The organism is Candidatus Kryptoniota bacterium, from assembly GCA_036567965.1.
Lineage (GTDB): Bacteria > Bacteroidota > Ignavibacteria > Kryptoniales > JAKASW01 > JAKASW01.
The window spans coordinates 95,305-112,685 of sequence record DATCTN010000031.1 but is presented as its reverse complement, the minus strand read 5'-3'; the positions used below and the strand labels follow the sequence as shown (position 1 = coordinate 112,685).

Here is a 17,381-nt window from a genome sequence, read left to right as displayed (position 1 = left end):
GTGCTTGTGCTAGCGTTAACCGGGACAGCCTATAGCCGCGATCCTCCCCAGAAATGTCGGCAAGCCAAGATCTTCAGGCATCTGTCTTGATTAACCTGCGAGATGGTTTAAGGGCGATCTAGAAACTTACTCCCGCAGTGATCTGGAGGGAAGCCGTCTACTGCTCGTGTGAGCTAGCGACAGCTGAGACTGGATCGGTGGTTGTAATTTGATATGTCGGCTTTCCGCCCAGGCGCTTCTCGACATCATCTCAAAGGAAATTCTCTCGGCTGTGAAAAACTAGAAACCCACTCCGGCAGCGATCTCGATGCAGGACGTCTGCTGCTCAAATGCCCCGCTTACCTTTCCGCCTGAGCCTGTCGCGGTAAAATTATACGAAGGGTTTCCGCCTACATACCGCACACAAACGGAAAAATTTTCAATGGCGAGTCCGGCTCCTATCGAATATCCAAGAGCCTGAGAACTGGACGATCCCTGGTCGGAATATCCGGATCCCCAATCCAGGTTCACCGCAGGACTTGTCCCAAATAAAAATCCTACTTGTCCCTGTGCGAACAATTTTAGTGGTGAGCCAGGTACTACGGGACCGTTCACCCTGAGGCCGGTAAGAAGCCAGACATTGCTCCATGACGTCGACGACACATGAATATTAGGCGCAGTGACCAGCGAACCCATATCGGTCCTGTTCACCGAAAGATTGAGGCTCGAAATCCAATCCACGTGCGGGTCGAGCTCAACCAGACCGTCGACTCCTACCGCCCATCCGGTAATCGAAAAACCTGAAGCCTTGTCGCTCACTTCCGCAAACTTCCCCATCGGCAGCGACACCCCGCCGAAAAATCCGATGTGAAATCCTGAGCCCGGTTCGATCGATTCCTCCGCATTCTGATCGAGACGAACTTCAGCCGGGCTTTTCCTAACACCCATGTCAATCTGTCCCGACAGAGTCTGCGCTGAGCAAGTTGAAATCAGGCAGAAACAGATAAGAAAACACGAGGAGTTCTTGTGTCGTCTTAGCATCATCAATTCAAGCAAATTTTCCTCCTCCGAACTCTGAGATCAATTCTCCCGATCTCCATTTCCGCAATCGGAAATCGCAGATTGAACTCAAGATACAAATTTCCCTTACTGTACATTCAGGACGGCTCTCAGTCTAATGTCGCTCGACGACGACCCGACCTGAATTTCATATTTACCCGGTTCAACCACATAATCTTCTTTTTGATCATCAAAGTATTCGAGCGAGCTCACTGGAAGATTGAGGTTGACTACCTTTGACTGGCCTTTCGCCAGCTCAACTCGTTTGAATCCTTCAAGCGACTTGATCGGTTGGGGTTTCGAATGAGTCAGGCTGCGTACGTACAATTCCACGACTTCATCCCCATCATACTGACCAGTGTTTTGAAGCGTGAGTGAAACCGCGAGTGTGTCGGAAGGCGACGCGCTATTGCTGCTCAACCTGAAATTCGAATAATCGAATTTCGTATAACTCAGACCAAATCCGAACGGATAGAGAGGCGTTCCAGTATAGTACCTGTAAGTTCTTCCCGGCTCGGTCAGTGTATCACGACCCGGAGACATATTGTAGTCTTCGAACGGGGGGATGTCCTTCACTGACTTATAGAAGGTGATGGGAAGTCTTCCCGCTGGATTATAGTCGCCGAAAAGGACGTCGGCAACGGCATTTCCACCTTCTTCACCCGGGTACCACGCGTCCACGATCGCAGGAAGATTCTTATCTTCCCAATTTACTGCGAGCGCGCTTCCACCGACAAGAACAAGGACTACCGGTTTCCCCGTGGCGTACACCGCTTTTATCAAATCTTCTTCGACTGGAGGAATATTCAAACTCGTCCGGTCTCCTCCTTTGAAGCCGGGAATATCTATGTTCATCTCTTCGCCCTCGAGGTATGGCGATATACCGGCGACGATAATCGCGACATCAGATTTCCGGGAAACATCGACTGCGCTCTTGATCAGCTCCTCGTTTGTCGGTCCAACACTCACGGTATCCTCAAGTGCACGATAGCCTGCCGCGAACTCCACGTCCGAAGTCGATCCGATCTTGTTCTTGATTCCCCGGAGAAGCGTCACAGGTCTTGAGGGAGTCCCTTCGTAATTGCCGAGGAGAATAGCGATATCATCGGCATAAGCTCCAATCACCGCGACGGATTTCAAATTCTTCTTGAGCGGGAGAAAGTTGCCGGCATTCTTCAGGAGTACGATGCTCTCATCCGCAACTTTCCTCGCGAGCTGGCGGTGCGGCTCGGTGTCGTTGTCGGAAATTGTAATCTTATTATATGGGACCGCGTCGGGCGGATCGAACATCCCGAGTTTAAACCGAGCGAGCATCAATCGTTCTACACTTCGGTCGATTTCCTTTTCCGAGACGAGCCCTCTTGCTGCCGCGTCTTTCAACGTAACGAATTCTCCTCCGCAGGTTAGATCGCATCCCGCTTTTACCGCGAGTGCGGATGCAGATGCAAGGTCAGGGGCATATTTGTGGCCGCCGTAAATATTTTCAATCGCACCGCAGTCTGAAACGACGTAGCCCTTGAATCCCCATTTGTCACGGAGCACCTTCGTCAGGAGGAACTTGCTTGCGCAGCATGGAGTTCCGTCCAAAGCACTGTAAGCACCCATTACAGAAAACGCGCCGCCCTCGGTAACGCATGCGCGGAATGCGGGAAGGTAGGTCTCGAAAAGATCTCGGTTGCTGACGACTGCATCGAATTCATGTCTTAGCGGCTCCGGACCGCTGTGCACCGCATAATGCTTTGGTGTCGAGATGACTTTGAAATATTTCGGATCGTCTCCCTGGAGCCCCTTCACGAACGCGACACCAGTTCTCGACGTCAGGTAAGGATCTTCGCCGTAGGTTTCCTGTCCTCTTCCCCATCTCGGATCCCTGAATATGTTTACGTTCGGAGACCAGAACGTCAGTCCCTGGTAAATATTCCGTTCTCCTTTAAGGACATCGTCATTATGCTTGGCACGCGCTTCAGTTGATATGACATCCGCTTCGGAATGGATGAGAGCGTCATCCCAGGTCGCCGCCATTCCAATTGCTTGCGGGAACACCGTGGCAATTCCGTTCCGCGCGACCCCGTGTAGGCATTCGCTCCACCAGTTGTACTTGTCGACTCCGAGCCGCGGTATAGCCGGCGCGCCGTTCTGCATTTGAGATATTTTTTCATCCAGCGTCATCTGCGAAACGAGGTCCGCCGCACGCGCTTCAAATGTCAGGCTTGTGTCGAGATATGCGGGCTTATCATTCGTTTTCCGACCGGGTGCGTCCTGAGCTCTCGCGCCTCCAGCTGTGGACAAAATAAAGAGGGCGATAAATAGGCAATCCGAAATATTCTTCATTCATCTCTCCTGAGAATTTTGCGATCCTGTGGCTTAAGTCGATACGGGACTCCAGCGACTTTCGGACCCGGTTAAAACTGATGAACGAATTATACTTCACTTGGAATGGAAATTCAACAAAAGTTCTGTAAGAAGGGAGGGATATCGCTTAAGCCGCGACGAAGGTGAAATCCATATTTCGTTACTGAAATAATTCCGTTGACCTCGTATTCCTTAGCTCCATCTCTTCACAATTACAAGGGAAAGATCGTCGCTTCGTGGCGCTTCGCCGACAAAATTGTCCACTGCATTTAGAATCTTCTCTCCGACTCTATCCGGCGATATTCCTGCCGATCCCTTTACAATATCGCTCAGTCTTTCTTCGCCAAAGAAATCGTTACGCTGGTTTCGCGCCTCAGTAACACCATCGGAATACGTCACCAGCAGATCACCCGGATTAAGTTCAAGTCCTGCTTCCTCGAACTTCGACGACTTCATCAGCCCGAGTGCGGGCGCACCGTGTGAGAGCTGCTCGATTTCATTTCCGCGAAGCACATAGGGCGGAAGATGACCGGCGTTCAATAGTCTGACCTTCCCTGAATTCTGAACGATCTCGAAATAAACCAGCGTCGCGAACTTATTCGGCAAACTGTCACGGCAGAATATCAGATTGATCCGCTGGCCCAGCTCAGATAACGAGCTGTAGTCTGGCGCGATTGCCCGGAGAGTGGATTGGAGTTTCGACATCAAAAGTGCGGCGCCAAGGCCTTTTCCCGCGACGTCGCCGAGTGCGAGGCCGAGCCTCCCCTCGTCGAGATTGATATAGTCTACAAGATCGCCGCCAACATCGTTAGCGGGACGCGTGAAAAGCCAGATCGACCATCCCGCGAGTGTCGGATTATCTTCGGGGAGAAGCGCCTTCTGCACAGTACGGCCGATCTGCAGCTCGTCATGAGCGAGAAGTTTATCCTTCAGCTCGAGCATAAGTACGAGGAGTAGCAGTAGGTAGCTTATGAAAACACCGTTGATTGAAAACTGAAATTGACCGTCGCCTACTCTGATATCTCCGGACATGTAAAAGACGATGCTGACCAGAAGAAGGATCCGCCGGGCTGAATTCAGTTTCAGAAGGAGATTTTTCAGGAGATACCACGATATAACAATGAATCGTTTGACCTTCGGAAACTTCTTCAGGCGTTCCTGCGTCTCGCCGTCTATATAAAATGCATAAAGGTCCTTAAAATCCCGTCGAAGCGATTCCCCGATGTCACCGCTCCGAAAATCGTTCACTATTGTCTTGCGTAAGATGTGGTCTCTTTTTGCCCTGCGATCTTTCTTCGACTCATTTGCATCCATCTGATAACAGCCTCACATTTCCTTTGGTCTCAAAACCACAGTAGATACAACGGTTTACCTCGCGAGTTGTTTCAACAGCCGCGGCTCTGCCATCAATTTCCATTTGACCGATACAATATTCATTCGCGAATGAACCCGGTTTTCAATTTTGGTAATCCGCGACGACTTTCTTCATTCCGGCCCGGATGAGTCGCCACGCAGTAATGTAATTCCCGCGCTGTACATTTCCCCCGCTAACTGAGCGTGCCTCCTCAATCTTGTATGTGCCCGCTTCGATCAGAAAGTCCTGAGTTGATTCCCGGATTAACGCCTGACGCACCGAAATGCGGTTCCCGCTCGTGTCGAAGACCGCCTGTTGAGGACTTCCCATATCTGCGATTGCCCGGAGCGAGCCGTCCGCCTGCTTCTTCCATACCGTCATATATTTTCCGGTCCGGGTCGTGTAAACTCCCAAAGAGTCTTTTGAAATATATCTGTAATTTCCAATCGTATATCCGACGGAACCGTCATTTGAGCAGCGCGCTTCAATGGGAGTCCAGACAAGCGAGTCTGCCGCAGGGAAATCTCCGTAGAATTTCTGCACGGCTGGCCGGCCATATTCGGGCGCGCGATGTGTCGACAGAATGTACGCGTCTTCGGTCGTGAATCTTATAAATGCTCTGTACGGTCCCTCTGCAACCGACGAATCGGAAAACTCCTTGTCGACAGCCGCGAACTTCGATTCGGTTGAGTCGAAGTCCTGAATTTTGTCCTGCGCCCACAGCATCAATGGCAGAGCAACGACCCAGACCGCTATTCCGAATGGTTTCATTTTAATTTTCCCCCCGTTTTGATTTCACAACCAAAATTTGTGAGAGTTCACTACCGAGTCCCAATCCTATTCCCAGGAAGAAACCATCGGCCAGATTGTAGTAGACGTCTCCATGGACAGTCAACCCGACCCCTTTCGATGACGCAAGGAGCGTGGCATCGAGGACGAGCGCGACTACGATGTACGCGACAGCGATGAGCGAAGCGAAGACCATGATACGGGCAATCCGCATTTGTTGAAGCCTCTCGAAATATTTCTTCTCGAATACGTAAATCGCTCCCGCGATCGCTGCGACAAATAACACTTTGATATATATCTGCATCCAATCTGTCAATTGCGATATCGCAGCGTTCAGGCCCGCGGCCATGACAATGACAACCGGAGGAGCGGGTGACGGCATATACCTGAACGACGAAAAGATAATTCCACCGATCGCTCCATAGACGATGAATCCGAATGCGGGATGCTGCGAATCGAAAACCCGACCTCCGTACACTGCGAATCCAATGAATGTGGAACATACCGTGGTCATGAACACGGTAGCAACGAATGAGATCCATTTTCGTTTATTCATACAACTCTCTTATCGAGCAGCACGCGAGCCCGACGCAATGAGATCACAATCATCACAGGACCGCAAGCAGTCCTGCTGCCGCGACCAAACCCATCCCGCCTCCAAAATAGAAAGCCGCGGCCGGTCCAATGTGCTGCCAAAGTTCGCCGGCGATAAATGAAGCCGGGAAGAGTCCGATTCCGAGGATCGTGGCATGAAGTCCGATCGCAGTCGCTCGCACGTCGGCAGGTGCGAGGTCAGCAATGAGCGCCTTCTCGATCCCGTCCGTGAAGCCGCTGTAAAGTCCGTACAGACCGAAGAGCGCCCAGAGCATCCATGCCTCACCGGGTGCCGACACAAGCGCGAAACCGAGATAAACAAGTCCGTAGAATGTATAACCCGCGACGAGAAGCCGCTTCCTTCCGACTCGATCGGAGAGTTTTCCTGCCGGATAGGAAACCAGTCCGTAGACAAGATTGTAAACCAAATAAAGGAGCACGGCTGAAGCCGGTGTAAATCCCAAATTTGTCGCGCGAAGGAGGAGGAATGTGTTCGATGAATTGCCGAGTGTGAAAACAAATGCGACGACGAGGAACAACTGCAGTTTCCCCGGGAGCACTTTCCAGTGAAGGGATGGCGGCTTCGGTCTGTCAGTTGAAACGATTTTCTTTTCGCGCGCGAAGAAGAGAAGAATGACGCCAATAATCGCTGGTACTATTGACCAGAGAAATACTCTCGTGAAGCTCCCCGAATATTGCGTAAGAAAGTAGTAAGCGAGGACGACACCAATCGCGGCGCCGGTCGTATCGAATGCTCTGTGGAGACCGAATGCCATTCCTCTTTTTGACGGGTCGGTGCTGTCCGCGATTAGGGCGTCGCGCGGAGCCGTGCGGATACCTTTGCCGAGTCGGTCGACGACTCTTCCCAGGAATACGATTCCCCACGAGTTCGCGGCATAAAGAAGAAATTTCCCGAATGTCGACGATGAATATCCGGCAATCGCGAGTATTCTTCTTCTTTTAAACTTATCAGAGATATATCCGGACACTACTTTCAGGAGACTCGCGGTACTTTCGGCAACACCTTCTATCAGTCCCAACACAGCGGGACTCGCGCCGAGTGTCGTGGTGAGGAAGAACGGGATTAGCGGATAGACCATCTCAGTCGAGATGTCTGTAAAGAACGACGTCAGTCCTAATACGATTACGTTAAACATATTCTCCACTCGAGAGAGTTGTGAAGCTCAATTCCCAAATCTTATTTACGATTCTTAACCGGGATAACCAGTTTAAGTCCGGACCACATTTCGTCTATCGCACAGACTTTGACATCGACGAGTCCGTTCGAGAGAGCTGACTTTCTCACAACGTCCTCAGTAACATCGGTTTCAACCCCTGAGGATTTCTTCGGCCATGAAATCCAGATTGTGCCGTTCTGTTCGATTTCGTCCTTGAGCGCAGGAATCGCCCGCATCAACTCCTTCGATTCTTTAACAAAGTAGTGAACCTGATCTTTTTTGGTCTTTCGGTCGGTGAGGATTCTTATTCCCTTAGGCAATCGGGGAAGGAGATCGAAATAATATCCGGGCCGGTTAACGATTCTGATCTTGAAATTTTCTTTTAGCCCGAGCTTATCCACGAGGGGAGTACCCGAGTAGCCCGCCGGTTGGACTTCAGGCTTAGCCATTCACCGTTCATCTTTTGTAATGGTCAAATCCATCCCGCCTCCACCGTCCGCTCGTTGCGGACATTGCCCGTGTTCAGCGTCGTCTTGGGCTCAAGCAGGAGGACATGAACTTCTTCCGCCGCGACCGGCATGTGCTCGACGCCTTTGGGGACAATGAAGAATTCTCCTTCGTCTAAATGTATGTCGCGGTCTTTCAGCTTTATGACGAATTTCCCTTTTACGACGAGAAATAATTCGTCTTCGTTTTCGTGATGGTGCCAGACGAAGTCACCTTTGAATTTCACGAGCTTGACATACGAATCGTTGAGCTCGCCGACGATCTTCGGCTGCCAGTAGTCCCGGAAGAGGCTCAGTTTCTGCGCAATGTTTATCTTCTCGACTCTCATTTCTTGTCTCATCGCTGAATTGTTGGGATTATCTCTCAAAGTGAAACTAAAATTCCACGCCGAATAAAACAACCGGTCTTTCCACAGGAGCCAATCGTATGCACGCTCCCACAGCGGGAATCTATCTCCCTCATTCCCTCCACATTCTCGGTAAGATTATTCGGGAATGACAATTGCGCGATTGTCAAAATAGATGAAGTTCTCAAAAATGGTGCGTCCATTAGCGTCAAATTAACCCGGCGTCGGATTTCCCTCATTCTGGTAGTGTCTCAGCTTGAAATCCTGGATTGCGCGCTGCCGTGTCAGGAGTACCGACGATCCAACAGTCATGTCATTCCCGTCACCGCCTTGCGGGATCTCCCGCTCTAACATCATAGCCATTCAAATGATGCGGGATCCCGCTTCGCGGTGACCGATATATAGAATATTTCGATCGGGACATGCTTATAGCGGGAATCCAGTTAGGCTCTGTCCTGGATTCCCGATAGGAACATTCGGGAATGACACGTGAGGGTAAACTGAGGCACTACTCTCATTCTTGTTTGTCGGCTTCAGCTATGGTAACTTCATTCGCGTTGAGCCCGCTTGATGGCATTGAACGCGTCAACGGCTTGGTTTTCCCCACCAAAACAGAGAAGAGAGATGCAGAGTTTTCACCATTCACCCGAGGGATGCCTCCGGGACAAGTACGAGGTGTTGCGCGACCTCGAAGAACCCGTACGCGAGTTGATTTCCAAACATGAATCGAAGCGCGAACTGTGGTTCCCGTCAGAATTTCTTCCCGCCGATCAGGACACTGAAAACGAAAAGGAGATTTGCGAGCTCCGCAGACGCGCGGAAGGAATAAGCGACAACGTGCGTGTCGCGATCACTCTGAACATTCTCACCGAAGAGGGTCTTCCGCATTTCCATAGACTGATCGCGCAAAATCTCGGAGATGCAGCCCATTGGAAGGAGTGGAACGGGCTCTGGACCGCCGAAGAAGATCGTCACGGAAATCTCCTGAGGGATTATATCCGGGATTCACGACTCCTGAATTTTGCAGTCCTCGAAAGACTTCAGTTCGATTACATACGGGCAGGCTTCCACCCCGCATGGAGCGGAGATCCGTACAAAGTTTTCGTGTACACAAGCTGCCAGGAAAAAGCGACGGCGATCTCACACCTGAACACGGGAAAGCTCGTAGGTGATAAAGAGCCTTTACTCTTCAACATCACGCAAAAGATTGCGCAGGATGAATCGCGACATTATGCGTTTTACCTGAACGTGTTCAAGGAGATTATCGCGCGAGATCCGAATGCGGCGCTCGACAGCGCGGCCGGAGTCATGCCAAGCATAGACATGCCGGGAATTTCTATGCTGAACTTCAACGAATATGCGGACGTGGTTCGGCGCTCCGGAATTTACGGACCGCGCGATTACCAGAGAATCGTAGAGGCGCTCATAAGTTCGTGGAACATCTCGCTGATGACACAGCTAAACGAGATCGGGAGAAAGGCTCAGGAAAAAATCATGTCCATTCCGGCCCGGCTCCAGAAAGTCGCAGACTTCATTGAGTCGCGTGTGAACTCGAAGAGTTTCAGCTTCGACGTGATCTTCGGGCGCATGCTGGAGATGGCGTAGAGTCAATCGTAGAGCGCCGCGAAATTATCGCGGGTGCTGTCTGCATTCCTTTCGTATTCTATTCTCGTACCTATCGTGTCGGCCGTATCCTTCCCCAGCAAATCTTCGACAAACGCCAGCGCCATGTCCATCCCAGCCGTCACGCCGGATGAAGTATAAACGTTGCCGTCCCTCACCCATCTCGCTTTCTTCACCCAAACCACATCCGGGTCCTGCCGGGCGACGAGGGAAAACGCACGTTTGTTGCTTGTCGCCTTCTTCCCCTTCAAGAGTCCGGCTTTCGACAGAAGAAGAGAGCCTGTACAAACCGACAAAATATATTCCGATTGCGACGCGAGCCGCCTGATGTGTTCCAAGAGAATCTCGTTGCTTGCCTCGTTTCTGGTTCCCATCCCTCCGGGAACGAATAAGATGTCAGTATTCTGGTAAGCTTTGTCCATCGAGAGTGTCTGCACCCTGGCATTATCCGAATTACAAACGATTCCCCCCGCGATAGAATAGAACTCGACGCTGAAATCCGGGGACAGCTTTCCGAATATCTCGACCGCACCGAACACGTCGAGCGACTCAAACTCTTCAAAAAGGATAATTGAAATTTTCACGTTCATCCCCTCCAACGATTACAAAATGTCTTTGATTCCTCGAATTATCAAATTCCGAATTTTTGAGATAATAGTGTCACCCTTTCGGGATTTCATTTGCAATTACCGCACGATACTGTGACAATCTTACCGCTTCTCGATTCACTCCGGGATCAAAAACCATTTGATGTGCTACGTGCCTTGACGGGTCAGTACTTCCTTCATAGTTGCCGCCAGATCCCGAAGCGCTTCCGCGCAATCTCCGTTAAAACTTGAGCCGTGCATGATTGCAAGTGTCTTCGGTTTCAAGTCGGCGAGGTCTCCGAGCTGTCGCTCAGTATTTGTTGTGTACGGCATGTAATCCCTGAACGATCCCGCCTGGAAGTCGACGAAGTTCTTCTTTGCCGCGCTGATGATATCCGAAGCGGTAAGCGGCTCCGCATCGCCGTTTTGATGGAGAAGATCGGAGCAGAAGAGCGTGCCGTTTACTTCCTCGAAAAGATGTCCCGCGTCCCAGCCGTGCGGAAGATGAGGCGTCGAGATAAACCGGAATTTATATTTGCCTGTCGTAAACGTTTCAAGATGATTCAGACCTTCGGCTGGTTTAGAAGTGTAATCCCGCATATTTATCCGGGCGCCGACAATACTACAGAAGTGCTGTGCAGCCGGCGCGACTTGGAGCCACTCATTAATAGAACCGCATTCATCCGGTTCGAAATGACTGAATCCGATCCGGCGGATCAACGACGGATCGATTAATCTCGCCACCGCATCCCGGACATAGGTGAACAAATATTTTTGTCCCGTGTGCCACAGGAGAGGTTCATCATCCTTCACGAGAAATTGATTCATTTGAATATCCCCGTCGGTGAGAAATGTCGAGATGCGATACACGTCTGGCGCGATTTCTGTCACTTTCGTCATTCAAGAACTCCTGATAACAAATTGTGAACCTGGAAAGAGCCGGAGCGGGTGCTGGAGCGCGCACTAATCCCGGCTAAGCCTCGACAGGATGTTTATATCCGCGCGCCGACAATTCGTGTTCAATCGCCGTGAGCTCGATGCAGAGCGCAAGTACGATCATCGCCGGCTTGAGCTCGGAGAGAGGCGGGTATGTAGCGGCGATCCTGATGTTCCGGTCCGCTGGATCTTTGCCGTGAGGGAACGTGGCTCCGGCTTCGGTGAGCGTTACTCCTGCCGCAGCAGCCATACCGACAACCCTCCTGGCGAATCCGGGCTGCGTGTTAAGACTGATAAAGTAACCGCCGCGCGGCCTGCTCCATGATGCAATTCCTTTTCCGCCAAGATGTGAATCCAGGATGTCGAGGACGAGATCGAATTTCGGTTTCACGATAGCCGCGTGACGCTTCATGTGCGCTTCGATTCCGGCCATGTCTTTAAAAAAGCGAACGTGACGCAGCTGGTTAAGCTTGTCCGGACCGATCGTTTGTATGATCGTCTGTTTCTTCAGCCAGTTGATGTTGGTTTCGCTGCTTGCCATCATCGCTACGCCGCCTCCGGCAAATGTAATCTTCGAAGTCGAGCTGAACACGAATGCCCTGTCGGGATTTCCCGATCTCCTGCACGCCTCGAGAATGTTCATCAGTCTGTCGGGAGTTTCGGAAAGGTGGTGCACAGCGTAAGCGTTGTCCCAGAAAATCCGGAAATCGGAAGCCTTCGCGGGCATTGCCGCGAGTCGCTCGACAACTTCGTCCGAATATGTGATACCGGTCGGATTGCTGTACTTGGGTACGCACCAGATACCTTTTATGCTCGAATCGGAAGCGACCAGGTTTTCAACATGCGACATGTCGGGACCGTCTTCATGGTAGTCGACGGTGATCATTTCTATTCCGAAGTAATCGCATATCGAGTAGTGCCTGTCGTAGCCCGGGCTGGGACAAATAAATTTCACGGCGGGAAGTTTTTGCCATGGTAACTCGCTTCCCGGGAGCCCTCGTAGCATACCTCTCGCGACCAGGTCGTGCATCATCGCGAGGCTGGAATTTCCGCCGATCATTATTTCATTCGGGCGCGCCTCAAGAATACCGGCAAATAATTCCTTGGCTTCTGGAATCCCGTCGACTCCACCGTAGTTTCTGCAATCGATCCCGTCACGGGATTTGTAGTCGTTCCTTGAAAGACAATCCATCATTTCCGACGAGAGGTCGAGCTGCTCAGCGCCGGGCTTGCCGCGAGACAGGTCGAGTGCGAGATTCTGAGACGCGAATTCTTTGTAAGCCGCGCTAAGCCTGGTGTGTCGTTCCCTCAATCGGGAATCGTCCAATCGCTTTAGCTCATCGTGAATATTTTGGTTCTTTGTTTTCGATTCTACGGTGAAGGATTCCATAACTCTCAGTGCCAACTTTACTGATTTGTTCTCGAAGCATCACACATTCGACGGGTTGATCGGCAAAACAATTTGATGCCGCTCATATCGATAACAACATTGAAGCCGGACAGGTTCAAATTTCAATTAGATCGGGATGCCGCCGACAGCTTCAGCTTGAGACAACGATCCCGCGGTATATCGGCAGAGTCAAGTAAATCTCCTTTGGCAGTCTTTGTTCACACGAAGGATATTTCATCAGAGAGGCTCCCCGCGCTGATAAGCGATCGTCACACGATGCGGGGCGATGTGAAGTTCAAACGACCGAAGACCGATCCGGAGACTACGAAGGAGGAGAGATCCGGCGGATCATAAACCGGTTAGGAAACTCCCTTCGAGTTCAGGAACGGACCATGGTTTTTATCCGTACTCACGATATGTTCACTGAGCCAGTTCTTCGGGAATTTCACATCGGAATATTAGTCCGTTGCGGACACAGGCCGCAAGCATTCGGGCAAGTCAGTTCTTAGCGCTAATCAGTGATGGCCTTTTTCCCACACTCCACCCGTCTATCTTTTCGTCCAAAGAAATATTCCTTGAGATCGATAGAAGCGCTTCTTTGAACGGAGCCCGCTCTCCCGCGGTTATAGGAACGGGACGAAAGTCTTTTATGCCGTACGGAATTATTTCCGCTTCGACAGTTGTGTCACGAAAAGAGAGGCCCGCCATGATCCCCTTCATGGTCTCCGCGTCATGCTGATCGAAAATCAGGTTACCAAGACTGTACAAAATCAGTTTCCCTTTATAACAATCTATCGACTCGATCACGTGCGGGTGGTGTCCGATGATGATGTCGGCACCCGCGTCGATCAATGTCCTGGCCGATTGCACCTGATCGTGGGATGGGAATTTGAGATACTCCGTCCCCCAGTGCACATAACAGACTATGAACGCCGAAGGATTTTTCTCTCTGTACTGTTTGATACCGTTTACGAATACCGAGTCGCCCGAATACCAGATGTTCGACGATTTCATGTCTATTCCGAGTGCCGCAAAAATCGCGAGCATCCTTCTGCCGACGTTGATCTCCGCCGGATTGCAGTAGGTCGCATCCTTTCTCTTGAGCCCGATCGGAACGATACCGTTTTCCTGAAGAATATCGTGGGTGTCTTGAGCACCTTCAGTAGTCTGATCGTTGATGTGGTTGTTCGCCAGCGTCGCGTGAGTTATGCGCGCCGTGCAGAGGATGCCGACGAAATTGCTGTCGGCCCTGAACGAGTAAGGCTTATCAGGCAGATGGGCGAGAGGCGTTATCGGGCACTCCAGATTTATGAACCTATAGTTGAACCTATCCAGGACCGGTTGGATTTTTTCGAAAAGAAATTCCTTTCCGTTCTTCCTGACTCTGTTCTTTACGCCCCGTGCCAGCATCACGTCACCCGTGAAGCAGACGCTTATTTCGGATTTCAGCGGGACATTCTCGGTTTTATGGCACGAAAATAGAAAAACGGATGAGAAGACAATTGTAAAGAGGATAGTCTTTGAAGTCAAACTAATCTCGCATTTGTTCAATCGAAAACTAATAGATGGACCGTCACGCGAAGAATTCCGAATATGATATGATTCATCCCGTAAATATCAGCCCGTTGGTCCGGAAAGTGTAATTACCAGCAGGTTTAAAATCAAATATGAGCGCAGCAATATCACATCGATATGATAAGCTGCCGCAGGACTTCCGGGAAAAAGTCCATGACGTCTTTCGAAAAATGTTGTCTCGGAATTTTAGTTGTATATTTCAAACGTCACGGTTCAAAATCGCACTAGTGCGAAAACTTAAACAACACGGGGAATCAGGACATGGTTGAAATCACCGACGAGTACATGAAGAAGAGGTTGTCGCTTACCCGGACATACTGCCTGTGTATCCTCAAATCGACTCCTAAAAGGAACGAGGCGGGGGTGGATAAGATCGTTTGGGAACACGGGCGGAGGAATTTTTCCCTTCTTGCGGAAGGGATACTCCCGATTGTCTGCCCCGTTGCGGACGGGAGCGACGTAAGTGGAATTGGAATATTTGACAGACCGGTCGAGGAAGTAAGGCGAATCATGGACGGCGATCCGGCAGTCAAGGCAGGACTTTTCACATACGAACTTTACACATGCCGGGGTTTTCCAGGAAGCGCCCTGCCCTAATGTAACGTGTTCCGGATTAAGAACTTATTTGATTCATCCCGAAACGAGGTTTCCTCTCGTGCGGAAATCATTTTTCAGTCAATCCCCGATCCTCGAGGAGCGCTTTTACATTCGGGTCGCGCCCGCGAAAAGCTCGATAGAGCGCGCCGACGTCTTCAGATCCTCCGCGCGACAAAATCATTTTTCTGAAACGTTCGCCGTTCGCCCGGGTCAGGCCTCCATGTTCAGTGAACCATGCGAAGGCGTCATCGTCGAGTACTTCGCTCCACAGGTACGAGTAATAACCTGCTGCATATCCGTTGCTCCAAATATGGGCGAAATATGTTGAGCGGTACCGCGGTGGCACGAGTGGCATGTAAACGCCGTACTGTTCAAGGGCATGAGTCTCAAACGAGTCTACGTTTGCAACCTGCGCCCCCTGTGGAATTGTGTGCCACGCCATATCGAGTAGAGACGCTTCAAGATATTCGGTGGTGGCGAAGCCCTGGTTAAACGTTCGCGCCTTCCTGATCTTACCGACAAGTTCTTTCGGCATCGGCTCTCCCGTTTTGTATTGCTTCGCGTAGTGTGCGAGGACCGCCGGGTAAAGCGCCCAGTGCTCGTTGAACTGCGACGGAAATTCTACAAAATCCCGCGGAACGTTGGTACCGGCTAGTCGCGGGTACTCGACATTTGTGAGCATTGCATGAAGCGCGTGTCCGAATTCGTGGAACATCGTGGTAACATCATCGAAAGTGAGAAGCGCCGGCTGACCCTGGGCGGGTTTCGTGAAGTTTGCCACGTTGAAGACCACAGGTTTCGCGTGAAGAAGTCCTGACCCGTCAACGAACGTATCTTCCCACGCGCCTCCGCTCTTGTTATCGCGCTTGAAGTAGTCGCAGTACCAGAGCGCTATCGATTTCCCGTTGGCGTCGAACACTTCGAACACTTTGACGTCAGGCTGATATACAGGAATGTCCTTCCTCTCCCTGAACGTCAGTCCGTACAATTTGTTCGCGGCATAGAAAACTCCGTCCTGAAGGACACGGTTCAGCTCGAAGTACGGCTTGATCTGTGACTCATCCAGGTCGTAGTCGGCCTTTCTGACTTTCTCGGCATAATACTGCCAGTCCCAGGGCTGGAGTTTGAACCCGCCACTCTCGCGATCTACCAGCGCTTGCATCTTCGCAGCTTCGTTTCGTGCTTTCGCCATCGAAGCGGGCACGAGGTCTGTAAGAAGCCTGATGGCCGCAGCGGGAGTCTTCGCCATCTGATCTTCGAGCGAATATGCGGCGAAGTTCGGATAACCTAAAAGTTTTGCCCGTTCGGCACGAATTTCTGTGAGGCGGGTTATAATCGTGCGCGTGTCATTGCTATCGCCGCGCTCCGTGCGCATCGTCGACGATTCGAACAATCTCTCGCGCACATTCCGGTCGCTGAGCGAAACCTGGGCAGGCTGCTGCGTGGTATTTTGAAGAGGGACAACCCACTTTCCGTCGAGACCCCGGTCGTGCGCAGCTTGCGCCGCTGCAGCAATTTCGGCATCGCTCATACCATCGAGCTCCTTCTTATCATCGATGACGAGGCCGCCGGCTTTCGTCCCGGCCAGAAGCTTATTCTGGAAATCGGTGACGAGTTTCGATTCTTCCTGGTTCAACGCGCGGAGTTTTTGTTTATCGGGTTCCGAAAGAAGCGCGCCCGACCGCACAAAGTCCAGGTAGTAGCGCCTTACCAGGAATTTTTGGACAGCGTCGAGACCGAGCTTCTCCCTACTGTCGTATATCAATTTTACGCGCCGGAACAAATTGTCATTGAGATATATTGCATCTGAATGAGCGGCGAGTTTCGGGGCTTCCTCGGACTCGATGCTCTGCAGTGCGTCGTCGGTATTCGCCTGAGTCATCGCGAAGAATACTTTCGTAACACGCGTGAGAAGATCGCCTGATTTCTCCATGGCGACGATCGTATTGTCAACTGTCGCGGGTGACGGATCGGTGGCAATCTTGTCGATCTCTGAAAGCTGCCTCCGCATCCCTTCCTCGATCGCAGGCTTGTAATCGGAGTCGTGGACCCGGTCAAAAGGCGGCGCCTGGTATTGAAGTGGACTCGGTCCGGCGAATGGATTGCTGCTCGCAAATACCGCGGCTGAGGTATCGTCAATCGTTAGTGTAGTCTGAGGTTTCACGGATATCCCAGTTTGTTGATGTGAAACGGAATCAATGTTGATAGCCCCTGACAGAATTGAGACCGCAGCCGAAGCGGACAGAAGTATAAGTACAAAGGAAATTTTCCTCATGTTAATTCCTCCGATGAAGTTCGGGCACAAGAGCAATGCGCCCGCTCCGAAAAATATTATCAGGTCACATCAGCTTGGACGCAACCGAGAATCAAACTACTCTTCGGAAGCTTGAGTTTCAACGAGAAAAGTCGAATCGATGTACGCCGGATCTCTCTTGAGCGGATGCAACCCAAGAAGCGGCAAGATTCCGGCAGCGCGGTTACCTTGCGAAGGTATCCTCGCGCAAGTCAGTCAAAA

Annotated in this window: 16 protein-coding genes; 2 read left to right on the top strand and 14 right to left on the bottom strand. The window is 51.2% G+C overall.

Features of this window, described 5'->3' with window-relative positions:
• Nucleotides 1-279: 279 nt before the first annotated feature.
• From VIS48_15430 to VIS48_15390, 9 genes are all read right to left on the bottom strand, one after another.
• Nucleotides 280-927 (bottom strand): hypothetical protein, encoded by a 648-nt coding sequence (locus VIS48_15430; GenBank protein HEY9167544.1) that lies wholly within the window; start codon nucleotides 925-927, stop codon nucleotides 280-282.
• Between the two features lie 198 nt (nucleotides 928-1,125).
• Nucleotides 1,126-3,369, bottom strand: coding sequence for a glycoside hydrolase family 3 C-terminal domain-containing protein (locus tag VIS48_15425; GenBank protein HEY9167543.1), 2,244 nt, complete (start codon nucleotides 3,367-3,369; stop codon nucleotides 1,126-1,128).
• A gap of 213 nt (nucleotides 3,370-3,582) precedes the next feature.
• Nucleotides 3,583-4,704 (bottom strand): PP2C family protein-serine/threonine phosphatase, encoded by a 1,122-nt coding sequence (locus VIS48_15420; GenBank protein ID HEY9167542.1) that lies wholly within the window; start codon nucleotides 4,702-4,704, stop codon nucleotides 3,583-3,585.
• Between the two features lie 142 nt (nucleotides 4,705-4,846).
• A complete protein-coding gene (locus VIS48_15415) occupies nucleotides 4,847-5,515 on the bottom strand; it encodes a hypothetical protein (protein ID HEY9167541.1) in 669 nt (222 codons plus the stop codon).
• A 1-nt stretch (nucleotide 5,516) separates the two neighbouring features.
• The gene (locus VIS48_15410) at nucleotides 5,517-6,089 is read right to left on the bottom strand and encodes a hypothetical protein (GenBank protein ID HEY9167540.1); all 573 of its coding nucleotides are present in this window, start codon (nucleotides 6,087-6,089) and stop codon (nucleotides 5,517-5,519) included.
• Nucleotides 6,090-6,141: 52 nt separating this feature from the next.
• Nucleotides 6,142-7,284 carry an MFS transporter gene (locus tag VIS48_15405; GenBank protein ID HEY9167539.1) on the bottom strand — a complete coding sequence of 381 codons (1,143 nt, stop codon included), beginning with the start codon at nucleotides 7,282-7,284 and terminating at the stop codon, nucleotides 6,142-6,144.
• Nucleotides 7,285-7,325: 41 nt separating this feature from the next.
• Entirely contained in the window at nucleotides 7,326-7,754 is a 429-nt protein-coding gene (locus VIS48_15400; protein ID HEY9167538.1) for a DUF3052 family protein, read from the bottom strand.
• 23 nt (nucleotides 7,755-7,777) lie between these two features.
• Nucleotides 7,778-8,140 carry a cupin domain-containing protein gene (locus VIS48_15395; GenBank protein HEY9167537.1) on the bottom strand — a complete coding sequence of 121 codons (363 nt, stop codon included), beginning with the start codon at nucleotides 8,138-8,140 and terminating at the stop codon, nucleotides 7,778-7,780.
• Nucleotides 8,141-8,371: 231 nt separating this feature from the next.
• On the bottom strand, nucleotides 8,372-8,521 hold the full coding sequence (locus VIS48_15390; GenBank protein HEY9167536.1) for a hypothetical protein: 150 nt from the start codon (nucleotides 8,519-8,521) through the stop codon (nucleotides 8,372-8,374).
• 261 nt (nucleotides 8,522-8,782) lie between these two features.
• Here VIS48_15390 and VIS48_15385 point away from each other — a divergent pair, with 261 nt between their 5' ends.
• A complete protein-coding gene (locus VIS48_15385; protein ID HEY9167535.1) occupies nucleotides 8,783-9,763 on the top strand; it encodes an acyl-ACP desaturase in 981 nt (326 codons plus the stop codon).
• A 2-nt stretch (nucleotides 9,764-9,765) separates the two neighbouring features.
• On the opposite strand, the gene VIS48_15380 is transcribed toward VIS48_15385, so the two are convergent.
• From VIS48_15380 to VIS48_15365, 4 genes are all read right to left on the bottom strand, one after another.
• Nucleotides 9,766-10,371, bottom strand: coding sequence for a DJ-1/PfpI family protein (locus VIS48_15380; protein ID HEY9167534.1), 606 nt, complete (start codon nucleotides 10,369-10,371; stop codon nucleotides 9,766-9,768).
• Nucleotides 10,372-10,536: 165 nt separating this feature from the next.
• Complete coding sequence (locus VIS48_15375) at nucleotides 10,537-11,268, bottom strand: MBL fold metallo-hydrolase (GenBank protein HEY9167533.1); 732 nt, start codon at nucleotides 11,266-11,268, stop codon at nucleotides 10,537-10,539.
• 73 nt (nucleotides 11,269-11,341) lie between these two features.
• On the bottom strand, nucleotides 11,342-12,694 hold the full coding sequence (locus tag VIS48_15370; protein HEY9167532.1) for an aminotransferase class I/II-fold pyridoxal phosphate-dependent enzyme: 1,353 nt from the start codon (nucleotides 12,692-12,694) through the stop codon (nucleotides 11,342-11,344).
• Nucleotides 12,695-13,192: 498 nt separating this feature from the next.
• Complete coding sequence (locus VIS48_15365) at nucleotides 13,193-14,224, bottom strand: CapA family protein (protein ID HEY9167531.1); 1,032 nt, start codon at nucleotides 14,222-14,224, stop codon at nucleotides 13,193-13,195.
• 306 nt (nucleotides 14,225-14,530) lie between these two features.
• Here VIS48_15365 and VIS48_15360 point away from each other — a divergent pair, with 306 nt between their 5' ends.
• Nucleotides 14,531-14,866: a hypothetical protein gene (locus VIS48_15360; GenBank protein HEY9167530.1), complete on the top strand. Its 336-nt coding sequence runs from the start codon at nucleotides 14,531-14,533 to the stop codon at nucleotides 14,864-14,866.
• Between the two features lie 67 nt (nucleotides 14,867-14,933).
• Here the strand turns inward: VIS48_15360 and VIS48_15355 are convergent, their stop codons facing one another.
• Nucleotides 14,934-17,141 carry a M3 family metallopeptidase gene (locus tag VIS48_15355; protein HEY9167529.1) on the bottom strand — a complete coding sequence of 736 codons (2,208 nt, stop codon included), beginning with the start codon at nucleotides 17,139-17,141 and terminating at the stop codon, nucleotides 14,934-14,936.
• Nucleotides 17,142-17,381: the final 240 nt, after the last annotated feature.